Raw genomic sequence first — 11,940 nt, 5'->3', positions numbered from 1 at the left:
GTCAGTTGTCCATGCGGTAGGGACCCATGAGATCAGGGTCGATGTCCTGCTTCGGGAGATCGGGCGGGAGGTCGCCCATGGCGATCGCCTGCTTCAACCGGAACACGTAGGCCAGGATCTGGGCCACGGCGATGTAGAGCGCCGAGGGGATTTCGCGTCCGATGTCCGTCGTGTGATACAAGGCGCGTGCCAACGGCGCGGCTTCGACCACCGGCACCTTGGCGCCGCCGGCCACGTCACGTATCTGCTGGGCGATCAGGTCCACGCCCTTGGCCACCACGCGCGGCGCGCCCATGCGGTCTTCGTCGTATTTCAGGGCCACGGCGAAATGGGTCGGATTGGTCACGATCACGTCCGCCGTCGGAACGTCTTCCATCATGCGGCGCCGGGACATCTGCTGCTGCATCTGACGGATTTTCGACTTCAGTTCCGGACTGCCCTCGTTTTCCTTGTGCTCGTCCTTCACTTCCTGCTTCGTCATCTTCATCTTCTTGGTGAAGCTGAATTTCTGCCACGGCGCATCGACCAGGGCGATCGCGCCGAGCGCACAGGCGAAGACGAGCGAGGCATGCCCAAGGGTGCTGAGGGCATGGGCAATGCCATTGGCGACCGGCCCCGTACCGGCGGCGTACATCTCCTGCGTGGAGCGACGCAGGAACCACACGAGCGCGCCGCCGATCAGGATCAGCTTGAGCAGTGACTTGCCCAGTTCCACGAGGCCGTTCATGGAGAACAGCCGCGAGAATCCCTTGATCGGGTCCAGGCGGTCGAACTTGGGAATGAGCGCCTGGCCCGAGAAGTTCAGCCCGCCCATCAAGGCAGGCGCCGCGATCGCGGCGACCATGGTCACGGCGAAGACCGGACCCAGCAGCCTCAAGGCTTCCAGCGCCGCCGACATCAGGGCGTGGCTGAGGCCATTGGCGGCAAAAAGATCGTCGCGCGAATAGCGCAAGCCGACGTGCATGATGTTGGCGGCATGCAAGGCCATCTGTTCGCGCGAGGCGATGATCGTGGTCACGCCCGACAGCACCACGACGGCCGTCGAGAGATCACGCGAACGCGGCAGGTCGCCCTTCTCGCGGGCTTCGCGAAGGCGTTTGTCACTAGGAGCTTCGGTGCGGTCTTCCTTATCGGTCTCGCTCATGGCGACGCGCTCCCGATAAGCCCGCGCATGGTTTCCCAGGCGTCGGTCTGCAATGAGTCGAACGCGCCAGGGAGGGCGCGCAGCGCGAGCCATACGGCCAACAGGCCGAGGCAGATGGTGATGGGAAAACCGACGGCGAAAAGATTCATGGACGGCGCCGAACGGCTGATCGCCCCGAAGCCGAGGTTCACCACCAGGGTGGCGGTGAGCGCCGGAAGCGCCACGCGCACCGCGCCCGCGAAAAGGTGGCCGGCGAAGCCAAGCACGCCCCACACGCCGTCCGCACCGACGCCCTGGGTGCCGACGGGCAAGCTGCGGAAGCTGTCCGCGAGTAGCGAGATGAGCTGCAGGTGGCCGTTCATCACCAGGAAAAGCAACGTCACCAGCATCGTGTAGAACTGGCTCAGCACCGGCGTCGTACCGCCCACGCCCGGGTTCACGGTCTCCGCGAATCCGAGGCTCATGGCCTGGGACACGATCTGCCCACCGAACGACACCGCCTCGAACACGAGCTTCAGGATGAAACCTAGGGAGGCGCCCACCAGCACTTGCTGGGCAAGCGTCGCCACGCCCTGCGCGGAGAGCGGACGGATGTCCAGCGGTGCCAGCGGCGCGAGCGCCATCGTCAGCAGCAAGGCAAGGCCGACGCGGATCCGGGTCGGGATCATCGTGGCCCCGAGCACCGGCGCCACGAGCAGCAGGCCGGAAATGCGGGCGAGCGCCCAGCACGCGCTTCCGACCCAGGCTTCGAGCTGGCCGAGGTCGAACGGCATCAACGCACCGCCTGCGGCAGGTTCTCGATGAGGGTCCGGGTGAACTCCACCAGGGTGCGCAGCATCCAGGGCCCGGCGATGATCATCACCAGGGCCATGGAAATGAGCTTCGGGATGAAGCTCAGGGTTTGTTCGTTGATCTGCGTGGCCGCCTGGACCATGCCGATGATCAGGCCGACGGCCAGCGCGGTCAGGAGCAGCGGCGCGCCAATCAACATCGCGATATGCAGGGCCTGCTGGCCGAAGCCGATGACCGATTCGGGCGTCACTGGAAGAAGCTCCCCGCCAGGGTACCGAGCAGCAAGGTCCAGCCGTCGACCAGCACGAACAGCATGATCTTGAACGGCAGCGAGATGATCATGGGCGAGACCATCATCATGCCCATCGACATCAGCACCGAGGCGACGACGAGGTCGATGATGAGGAAGGGAATGAACAGCAGGAAGCCCATCTGGAACGCGGTCTTCAGCTCACTGGTGACGAATGCCGGCAACGCGACGCGATAAGGAACGGCATCCTTGTCGGCGTACGGCTGCTCGCCGGCCAGCCGGGTGAAGAGCTGCAGGTCCGGCTCGCGGGTCTGCTCGAGCATGAAGTGGCGGAACGGCGCGGCGGCGAGCGGCAAGGCGTCCTGCACGCTCATCTGCCCGTCCATGTACGGCTTGATGCCGGCGTCGTACGCCTTGTTCAGCACCGGCGTCATCACGAACAGCGTGAGGAACAGCGACAGACCGAGGATGACCTGGTTCGGCGGCGTGCTGTTGGTGCCCAGCGCCTGGCGGAGGAAGCCCAGCACGATGATGATGCGCGTGAACGAGGTCATCATCAGCAGGATCGCCGGCAGCGCGGTCAGCGCCGTCATCAGCGCCAGCATCTGGATCGACAGCGACCAGGTCTGGCCGCCGCCCGTACCGGGCTGCACGTTCAGTACCGGGATACCCGGCGGCGGCTCGGCGGCGAAACCGACGACCGGAAGGAGCAGGAGCAGCGGGAAAAGCAACCAGGCCCAACGCTTCATGGACGCTTCCACTGCGAGAGCACGTCGCGGAAGCCGCGCATGGCGGGCACCTGGGACGGGGCCGACGGATCGTCCTGCACCGGCGTGTCCAGGACATGCAGCGTACGCAGTCCGCCCGTGGGCGAGGCGCCGACCAGGAGCTGCGTGCCGCCGACTTCGAGCAGCATGATTTTTTCCTTGATGCCCACCGGCATCGATTCGATGACGCGGATCTTCCGGCCGCCCGGGCGCACGCGCGCCTGTGCGCGCCGACTCAACCAGCCGACGAAGAAGATGAGGGCCACGACGCCGAGCAAGCTGACCAGGACGCGGAGCAGTTCCGCGCCCGAATCGACGGCCGGCGCGGCGACGGGAGCCGCCATCAGGGCGCAGGGAAGGAAGCCGCCGGTGAAGGCGGCGACGATACGGCGCATGGGAATCACCGCAGCTTGCGGACGCGCTCGGCCGGGCTGATCACGTCGGTCAGCCGGATACCGAATTTCTCGTTGATGACGACGACTTCGCCGTGGGCGACGAGGGTGCCGTTGACGAAGACGTCGAGCGGCTCGCCGGCGGCCCGGTCGAGTTCGACGACAGAGCCCTGGTTGAGCTGGAGCAGGTTGCGGATGCTGATCTTGGTGCGGCCGACTTCCATGGCCATGGTGACCGGCACGTCGAGGATGACGTCCAGGTTCACTTCGCTGCCGAGGCCGATGGAGGATGACAGGGAGGCGTCGCTGCCGGCTTCCAGTTCTTCGAGGGTCGTTTCGTTCATGTCCGTTCCAGTAGAGGCGGTGCTGGGTGCGAAGCCTCTGAAGCAAGCGGCGTGCCATGGGATCGGCGTCATGTGACGGCGCGATTTCCATGGCGTATCAGCCACTTGGGATGGCGATCCAGACGAACGGAGGAAGGTGACGCGGGAGGTCAGACGGAAAGCTGACGCACGACGGCAGTTAGTCGCCGTGACGGGTCATTGACGGGCGGCGGCGCAGGCGCCGCCTCTCCTCAGGCCAGTTCCGGAATGGACTGGCTCGGCACCATCGTCGACCGCGGGGCGGTGCGGCGAAGCAGCGAGTCGAACTGGATGGCCTTGTTGCCGTTGGAATTGGCCATGCGACCACGGAAGATCGGGACGTCCTCGGCGAAGACGGTCGCCGTCTCGGGCAGGCTGATGGGGATGACATCGCCCTTGCGCAGGTGCAGGAAGTCGCCGATGGTCAGCCGGGCCTCGGCCAGCATCGACGTGATCTCCACCTCCGCGTCCAGGATTTCCTCATGGAGGTTCTGGATCCAGCGGTCGTCCCGTTCGGCGCGGTCGCTCTGCACGCCCGCGTCAAGCAGTTCGCGGATCGGCTCCACCATCGAGTACGGCAAGGTCAGGTGCACTTCCCCGCCACCGCCGTCCAGTTCGATATGGAAGCGGGACACCACGACGGTTTCCGTGGGGCTCACGATGTTCGCGAACTGCGGGTTGATCTCCGAGTTGAGGAACTCGAACTGCATCTTCAGCACCGGTGCCCAGGCTTCCGCCATGGCGCCGAACGCCTCCTGCAGCACGATCTGGATCACGCGGTTCTCGGTCGGCGTGAAATCGCGGCCCTCGATACGCGCGTGGTAGCGGCCGTCGCCGCCGAAGAAGTTGTCGATGACGGTGAAGACCAGGCGCGGCTCGAACACCATCAACGCAGTACCGCGCAGGGGCTTGATGCGGATGAGGTTGAGGTTGCTCGGCACTGCCAGCGAGTGCACGTACTCGTTGAACTTGGTCATCTTCACGCCGAGGACCGATACCTCGCACGCCTTGCGCAGCACATTGAAGAGGTTGGCGCGGAAGTAGCGCGCGAAACGGTCGTTGACCATTTCCAGCGTGGGCAGCCGACCGCGGACGATGCGATCCTGCTGGGTGAAGTCGTAATCCAGGATGCCGCCGGGCGGCGGAAGCTCGACTTCGGTCTCGACCGCGCCGCCTTCCACGCCCGCCAACAGCGCGTCGATTTCTTCCTGGGTGAGGATGTCGCTCATGGTCGCGAGCCCGTCACTGCATGATGAAGCTGGTGAAGTAGACGGCGTCGACGCCGGGCCGGCCGATCTTTTCCTTCAGCACCCGCTGGATCTCGGCCAGCGCGGCCGACTGGAGCTTCTGCTTGCCCTTCACGTCGGAGAGGCTCTTGATGTCCTGCGCCGAGAACAGCATCAGCAGCGCGTTGCGGATTTCGGGATCGGCCTCCTTCGCGGCGGCAATCGCTTCCGGATCGTGCGACATGACGTTCACGCCCACCTGGAGGAAACGCAGCGCGGCGGCGTCCTGGAAGTTCACCACGAAGGCCGGATCGAGCTGGAGGTAGATGCTCGGCTTGGACTTGGCCGCTTCCGTGGCGCTCTCCGCGCCCTTGCCGCCCTTCATGAGGACCCAACCGCCCACGCCACCGGCCACGAGCACGGCGAGCGCGCCGACGAGCAGCAGCTTGCCTTTCTTGCCCTTCTTCGGGGTGGCTTCGGTGGCTTCCTTCGGTACTGCGGCCATGCGGGGTAAACCTCTTGCGAATGCGTTGATGCGATATAGGAGTGACTGGCGAGTGACGTGCAATCGTCGTGCCAGTCAAAACGTCGAAAGTTTGACGTGTTCGCCTCGTGCTCCTACACAAGGCCCAACGTCCAGGTCAGGCGACTTCGTCGACCAGACCGCGGGAGACGCGCGAGGTCGCGACTGTTTCGATGCCCGCCGTCGTGCCGGCATCGCCCTGCTGTCCCGACGCGCCACCCTCGCGGCCCTCGGCTCCCCGTTCCGCCTGGCGCTGTCCGACATCAGTCTGGCCGAGCGAGAGGCCATGGTGGGCCAGCATGCTGTCCAGCTGCGAAAGCGTTTGCTGTACGGCATGCACGGCGGCGGGATGCTGGGCGATGACGGCGACGTTCACCTTGGCGCCGTCCATGCTGACGCGCACGTCCATGCTGCCGAGTTCTTCCGGATGGAGTTTGATCCGCGCCTCTTTCACCTGGCCCGAGCCCATCCATGCGATCTGCTCGCCCAGTTCCTGCGCGAACTGCGGCGACGTGGCGGGTTGGGTGGCCTGCAGCTGCATCAGCGACGCGCCGCCCTGCCCGAGGCCTTGCGCATGCGCGAAGGGCATGGGGCTGCCGCTGGCGGCATCGCTGGAGGGGCCCGCGTCGTCTTTCACCACCTTCGCATCCACCTGGGTGGCGAGCAAGGCGGCGAACGAAGGCGGTGCGACGGCGCCGGTGCCGGCCAATGCCCCCGACGGCAACGCACCGGGCGTCACGCCCGGGGACGCGGCGGCCGCGTCCTTCAGGCCCGCCACGTCGGCAATCGCCGCCGCCGTGCCCGGAAGGACACCCGCAAGCGCACCCGAAGCCCCCACGGTGCCACTCGCCGCGCCGGCATCGGCGACGCCGCCCTCTTTCGCGACACCCAACGCCTTTGCCGCGATGCCCGCGACGTGTGCCGGGACACCGATCAGCGAAAGCATCGTCGTGGCGATCGACGTGCCGTCGTCGGCCTCGTCATCCTTCTTCGCGGGCTTGTCGTCCTGCTTATCGCCCGCCTTCGCGTCCGCCGGTTTCGCCTGGGGCGAGGTGTCGCTCTTCTTCGTGGCGTCGTCCGCCGATTTGCGCGGCGCCCGCGTGTCGGCGCGCGCGGCATCGAGCGCGGCATCGAAACGCTTCGTCGGCTGCGTGTCATCCGGCGCGTGGCCAGCCGCCGCGGGCGCGGCAGGTGCGGGCGGCCGGGCGACGTTGAGGGTTACGGTGGCGTTGTTCATGCGGGTTACCCGGGTCGATACATTCGTTTGGAGGTGCCGGCGATCGGACACGTCAGCCTTCGCTCCGCGGCGGGCGGCGGTATTGCGAGCGCTCGTCGGCCTGCTCCTGCTCGCGGCGGTCCTGTGTCTTGCGTTCCTGCTCGCGGTACTTCGTGGTTACCGAGTCGAGGGCCTTCGCGCGTCCCCGCGCATCCGACCAATCCTGCCGGGCACGGTCCAGCGCGCGTTCCCGACGCTGGACCTCGCTCAACTGCTGGACGATGGCCATGTCGATCTTCTGCAGGAACTGCTGCCGGTTGAGCAACGCGCTCACGCCGATGCCGCTCGGCATCTCCGCGTACTCGTTGCGGTAACGGCGCAGTTCCACCAGCTGGTGCTCCGCATCGGCAAGCGCGCGCTGTTGCGTGGCGAGCGCGCGCGTGGCGTCCTCGGCCTTCTCGGCGGCGAGGTCCACGACGGGTTGCAGGCGGTCGGCGCGTGACGGCATCAGGCCACCTGCGTGGTTTCGACGAGGCCGGCTTCCGCGTCCTCGAGATTCACAGGGACGTCGGTTTCCTGCTGGAGGAAGGCCGACAGGCGCGGATACAACGCGATGGCCTCGTCGGTCCGCGGGTCGCTACCCTTCTGGTAGGCGCCCACCGCGATGAGGTCGCGCTGCTGGCGGTAGGCCGAATAGACCTGGCGGAAACGCTGCGCCGAACGCATGTGTTCCTTCGTGACCACCGCGGGCATGACGCGGCTGATCGAGGCCTCGATGTCGATGGCCGGGTAATGCCCGGCTTCCGCCATGTCACGGGAAAGCACGATATGACCGTCGAGGATCGCGCGCGCGGAATCGGCGATCGGATCATGGCGGTAATCGTCGCCCTCGGTCAGCACGGTATAGAAGGCGGTGATGGAACCGCGCCCCTCGGCGTCGTTCCCCGCGCGTTCGACCAGGGCCGGCAGCATCGCGAAGACGGACGGCGGATAGCCCTTCGTCGCCGGTGGCTCGCCGATGGCCAAGGCGATCTCGCGCTGGGCCTGGGCGTAGCGGGTGAGCGAATCCATGAGCAGCAGCACGCGTTTGCCCTGGTCGCGAAAGTGCTCGGCGACCGCAGTGGCGACCTGCGCACCGCGCAATCGGGACAACGGCGGCGCGTCGGCCGGCGCGGCGATGACGACCGCGCGGCGGCGCCCTTCCTCGCCCAGCGTGTGGTCGACGAATTCCTTCACTTCACGGCCGCGCTCGCCGATCAAGCCGACGACGACGACATCGGCATTGGTGAAGCGGGTCATCATGCCCATGAGCGTGGACTTGCCCACGCCGGAACCGGCGAACAGGCCGATACGCTGACCGCGTCCCACCGTAAGCAGTGCATTGATCGCCCGCACGCCCGTGTCGAGCGGCGTGTCGATCGGCTGGCGCAGCATCGGGTTGATGGGCTCCCGACGCAGCGGTACGCGTTCGCGCGCCAGCAGCGGCCCCAGGCCGTCGAGTGGCACGCCATCGGAACCGATCACGCGGCCGAGGAGGGAATCGCCGACGGGAATGCCGGAGACGGCCGCCACCGGCGTAACACGGGCATTCGGCAGCACGCCATGCATCTCGCCGGTCGGCATCAGGAGCAGCCGGCCGTCGGAAAATCCGACGACTTCGGTTTCAAGCTGTTTGCCGTCGGCACCGGCGACCATGCAACGCGCGCCCACGGGCGCCTCGCATCCGACCGCTTCGAGGGTCAGACCGACGACACGGCGCAGCTTGCCCTCCGCCTGCAGCGGCCTGACATGCTCGGCGCTGGCCCGCTGCGAGGCGAGCATCTCGCGCCAGTGCGCATTCCGTGCCGATACGTGGCGGTCGGCGCTCACGGCGCCTCTTCCGGATCGTCTCCGACGACGTCGCGCCCCTGCAGGACGCTGTCGATCACAGCGGCGAGGCGCGTGCGCACGCGGGCGTCGAGGCGCGAGTGCTCGCTCTCGAGACGCACGTCGCCGCGCTCGAGCGAAGGATCGTCGACGACGGTGCCCTCGTGGTCGAGCGAGGAGCGGTGCTCCCGCACGATGGTGGCATCGGCGGGGTTGAGATGGATTTTCAGGTGGCGGGTCGCGGCGGGAAGCGCGTCGACCGCCTGGCGCACGACCTCGACGATCTTCTCGGGCCGCGTCGCCAGTTCGTAACCGAGCACGCGCTCGGCGATGACCGTGGCGAGCACGGCGAGGTCGCTCGCGACGTCGTGATCGAGATCGGCAAAGGGTTTTTCGACCGCGACGAACAAGGCTTCGAGCCGAGCTACCTGGGCCGTGAGCTCGCGCTTCGCCATCGCCCTGCCCTCATTGAGGCCGGCGTTGAAACCTTCTTCCCGGGCCTGTCGCTCGATCGCCTCGAGCTCGGCCACGGTCGGTCGCTGCGGACCTTCGTCGTGTGCGTCGTCGGCATCGCGCGCATCCACCGCGCCGACAACGGGAAGTTCCCATCGTTCGAACTGCGCGACGCGCTCGCGCGCGAGGATCGAGGTGAGGCTCATCAGACGAACTCTTCCCCGCCGCCGGCGAGATTGATCTGGCCGGCATCAGCAAGGCGCCGAGCCGTGGCGAGCACTTCCTTCTGCGCCGCATCCACCTCGGAGAGACGGACCGGGCCCTTGACCTCGAGGTCGTCGCGCAGCATGTCCGCGGCGCGCTTGGACATATTCGCGAAGATCTTCTCGCGGATCGCGCTTTCCGCGCCCTTGAGCGCGGTGATGAGCCGGGCCGACGGCACCTCGCGCAACAGCGTCTGCATACTGCGGTCGTCGAGCTCGGCGAGGTCGTCGAAGACGAACATCAGCTCCTCGATGCGCTCGCCCAGGCCCGAGTCGATGCCGCGGATGGAGGCCATCAACTCGGCCTCGCGCGCGGTTTCCATCGCATTGAGGATGTCGGCCGCGGCCTTGAGGCCACCAACCGTCGCCGACTTCAGCTTGGTGGAGTTGCCGGAGAACTGGCGCTCCATGATTTCGTCCAGCTCGTTCAGCGCATGCGGCTGCACGCCGTCCAGCGTGGCGATGCGCATCACCACGTCGCTGCGGGTGCGCGCCGGCAGGTAACCGATGACTTCCGCGGCCTGGTCGGCTTCGAGGTGCGCCATGACCAGCGCGATGATCTGCGGATGCTCCTGGCCGATCATTTCCGCGATGGCGCGGCTCTCCATCCACTTCAGGGATTCCAGGCCCTTGCTGCTGCGGCCGAGGAGGATGCGGTCGATGAGTCCGCCCGCCTTGTTCTCGCCGAGCGCGTTGACCAGGATGCGGCGGATGTATTCCTCGGTGCCGACGCCGATCGACGTGTGCTGGCCGACGTCTTCCTGGAGCTTGGTGAGGACCTGGTCCACCTGTTCCTTGCTGACATTCTTCAGCGCGGCCATCGCCGTGCCCACGGCCTGCACGTCGCGTGCGCCGAGGTGCTTCAGGATGGACGCCGCGTCCTCCTCACCGAGGGTGAGCAACAGGATCGCCGCCTTCTGTGCGCCCGTGAGGGCCTCTTTCTGCTCAGCCGCCATCTTCGGATACCCAGCTCTTGACGACCTGCGCCACCTGCTTCGGATTTTCGGCGGCCATGCGCTTGGCAAGGCCTACCTTCTGTTCGTAGGCCAGCAGCGCGGGCGAACCCAGCTGTGCCTGCGAGGTGGACACGCGGTCCGGTGTCATGTCGTCGTCGTCCACCATCACCGATACGGTCGGCATGGGGCCGGCGAGCGCGACGTTATTCATGACGAGCGGCGCCGGCTTCAGCAAGCCCTTCAGGATCGGGCGCAGCACGAAGAAACCCACGATCAGCGCGATCATCACGCCAAGTCCCTGCTTGATCAGGTCGAGCATGCCCGGGCGTTCCCAGAACGGCGTGCCTTGCGGCGTGTCCTCCGCGAGGGTGCCGCGGAACGGCTCGTTGATCACGCTGACGCTGTCGCCGCGATCCGCGCTGAAGCCGACGGCGTTCTTGGTGAGTTCGGTCAGGCGCGAGAGTTCTTCCGGCGTGAACGGCACGCTCTTGAGCTTGCCATCCTTGTCGGGCACCTGCTTGTTGTCGACCACCACCGCCACGGACAGGCGCGCGACCTTGCCGGCCGGGTCGGTGACGTGGCTCACGGTGCGATCGAGCTCGTAGTTGCGCGTGGCGCTCTGCGTCTGCTGCGTGGGCGTCTGTTGCGCCGTCTGCGTCGTGGCGGCCGTCGCGCCGGGCTTGCCGCCCGCGGCAGGGTTCGCCGCCGTCGCATTGGCGCCCGTGTTCGGCGGCTGGTTGCTCAACGCACCCGGCACGCCACCGTTGTTCGCCGGATCGGTGCGCGTGTCGCTGCTGGTCTGCTCGCTGCGCAGGGCCGGGTTGTCATGGTTGAAGGTTTCGCTGGCCTTCTCGGTCTGCGAGAAGTCGAGGTCGGCAAAGACCTGTGCGCGCACCTTGCCCGCGCCGACGAGCGGCGTGAGCAGGTCTTCCACGCGCTGCGTGTAGGTCGCCTCGATGCGATTGGAGAGACGAAGGCGGCTGTCGCCAATGGCCGACGCGCTATCGGGATCGCTGACCGTGAGGAGGCTGCCACCCTGGTCGATCACGGAGACTTGGCGCGTGTCGAGTCCTGGCACGCTGGCCGCGATGAGGTGGACGATGGCGGCGACCTGCCCCTGGTCGAGCTGACGACCTGGGTAGAGCGTGACGACGACCGACGCGCTCGCCGGTTTGTTGTCGCGAATGAAGGCGGACGGCTTCGGGAGGGCCAGGTGCACGCGTGCGGCACGCACCGACTGCAGGCCTGCGATGGTGTTCGAGAGGTCGTTCTCGAGCATCGACTGGTAGCGCGTGCGCTCGGCCATGTCGCTCATGCCGAATGGCGAGTCCGTCTGCGGCATTGAGCTGGCGGCACTGCCTTGCGGAAGGCCCTGCCCCGCGAGCTTCAGACGCACGCCGGCGACGTCCGCCGCGGGAACGAAAATAGAGCTTCCGTCGGCGCTCAGGGTGTAAGGCGTGTTGCCCGCTTGCAGCGCCTGGGTGACGGCGGCGGCGTCTTTCTGTTCGAGGCCGCCGTAAAGCAGACCATAGTTCGGCGCGCGGGACCACATCACCGCGGCAATGCCGATGGCGACGGCAGCGGCGATACCGGCAAGCATGAAGAGCTGCCGTGCAGCGGGGGTTTGCGCCAGCGACTTCAGCGAGTGCATGCGCGAAGCCGCATTGCTGTCCGTGGTGGCGACGCCGTTATCTGCCATGGTTCGACTCGAATCCTGTCATTGCGCTCAT

General features: G+C 66.8%; 14 protein-coding genes. All 14 read right to left on the bottom strand.

Annotation, left to right across the window (positions count from 1 at the left end; genetic code table 11):
• Position 1 precedes the first annotated feature (1 nt).
• Positions 2-1,144, bottom strand: a complete 1,143-nt coding sequence (gene flhB, locus ACQKIE_RS11285) for a flagellar biosynthesis protein FlhB (RefSeq protein WP_427459042.1) — start codon at positions 1,142-1,144, stop codon at positions 2-4.
• Positions 1,141-1,917 carry a flagellar biosynthetic protein FliR gene (gene fliR / locus ACQKIE_RS11280; protein ID WP_427459040.1) on the bottom strand — a complete coding sequence of 259 codons (777 nt, stop codon included), beginning with the start codon at positions 1,915-1,917 and terminating at the stop codon, positions 1,141-1,143. Before fliR ends, flhB begins: the two co-directional genes overlap by 4 nt.
• Entirely contained in the window at positions 1,917-2,186 is a 270-nt protein-coding gene (gene fliQ / locus ACQKIE_RS11275) for a flagellar biosynthesis protein FliQ (protein WP_427459038.1), read from the bottom strand. Before fliQ ends, fliR begins: the two co-directional genes overlap by 1 nt.
• On the bottom strand, positions 2,183-2,935 hold the full coding sequence (gene fliP, locus ACQKIE_RS11270) for a flagellar type III secretion system pore protein FliP (RefSeq protein WP_427459036.1): 753 nt from the start codon (positions 2,933-2,935) through the stop codon (positions 2,183-2,185). The genes fliQ and fliP overlap by 4 nt, the downstream gene beginning before the upstream one ends.
• Positions 2,932-3,348 carry a flagellar biosynthetic protein FliO gene (gene fliO, locus ACQKIE_RS11265; protein ID WP_427459034.1) on the bottom strand — a complete coding sequence of 139 codons (417 nt, stop codon included), beginning with the start codon at positions 3,346-3,348 and terminating at the stop codon, positions 2,932-2,934. Before fliO ends, fliP begins: the two co-directional genes overlap by 4 nt.
• A 5-nt stretch (positions 3,349-3,353) precedes the next feature.
• On the bottom strand, positions 3,354-3,689 hold the full coding sequence (fliN, locus tag ACQKIE_RS11260) for a flagellar motor switch protein FliN (RefSeq protein ID WP_427459032.1): 336 nt from the start codon (positions 3,687-3,689) through the stop codon (positions 3,354-3,356).
• Positions 3,690-3,919: 230 nt separating this feature from the next.
• Positions 3,920-4,936, bottom strand: coding sequence for a flagellar motor switch protein FliM (gene fliM, locus ACQKIE_RS11255; RefSeq protein ID WP_427459030.1), 1,017 nt, complete (start codon positions 4,934-4,936; stop codon positions 3,920-3,922).
• A 13-nt stretch (positions 4,937-4,949) separates the two neighbouring features.
• Positions 4,950-5,438 (bottom strand): flagellar basal body-associated FliL family protein, encoded by a 489-nt coding sequence (locus tag ACQKIE_RS11250; protein ID WP_427459028.1) that lies wholly within the window; start codon positions 5,436-5,438, stop codon positions 4,950-4,952.
• 136 nt (positions 5,439-5,574) lie between these two features.
• A complete protein-coding gene (locus tag ACQKIE_RS11245) occupies positions 5,575-6,693 on the bottom strand; it encodes a flagellar hook-length control protein FliK (RefSeq protein WP_427459026.1) in 1,119 nt (372 codons plus the stop codon).
• A 52-nt stretch (positions 6,694-6,745) separates the two neighbouring features.
• On the bottom strand, positions 6,746-7,180 hold the full coding sequence (gene fliJ, locus ACQKIE_RS11240) for a flagellar export protein FliJ (protein ID WP_427459024.1): 435 nt from the start codon (positions 7,178-7,180) through the stop codon (positions 6,746-6,748).
• On the bottom strand, positions 7,180-8,493 hold the full coding sequence (gene fliI, locus ACQKIE_RS11235; RefSeq protein ID WP_427459357.1) for a flagellar protein export ATPase FliI: 1,314 nt from the start codon (positions 8,491-8,493) through the stop codon (positions 7,180-7,182). The genes fliJ and fliI overlap by 1 nt, the downstream gene beginning before the upstream one ends.
• A 44-nt stretch (positions 8,494-8,537) precedes the next feature.
• Positions 8,538-9,197 carry a flagellar assembly protein FliH gene (locus ACQKIE_RS11230; RefSeq protein ID WP_427459022.1) on the bottom strand — a complete coding sequence of 220 codons (660 nt, stop codon included), beginning with the start codon at positions 9,195-9,197 and terminating at the stop codon, positions 8,538-8,540.
• On the bottom strand, positions 9,197-10,210 hold the full coding sequence (gene fliG / locus ACQKIE_RS11225; RefSeq protein ID WP_427459020.1) for a flagellar motor switch protein FliG: 1,014 nt from the start codon (positions 10,208-10,210) through the stop codon (positions 9,197-9,199). Before fliG ends, ACQKIE_RS11230 begins: the two co-directional genes overlap by 1 nt.
• Positions 10,200-11,909, bottom strand: a complete 1,710-nt coding sequence (gene fliF, locus ACQKIE_RS11220; protein ID WP_427459018.1) for a flagellar basal-body MS-ring/collar protein FliF — start codon at positions 11,907-11,909, stop codon at positions 10,200-10,202. The genes fliG and fliF overlap by 11 nt, the downstream gene beginning before the upstream one ends.
• Between the last annotated feature and the right edge of the window lie 31 nt (positions 11,910-11,940).

Source organism: Luteibacter sp. NPDC031894, from assembly GCF_050273135.1.
Lineage (GTDB): Bacteria > Pseudomonadota > Gammaproteobacteria > Xanthomonadales > Rhodanobacteraceae > Luteibacter.
This window is presented reverse-complemented; position numbering and strand designations above follow the sequence as displayed.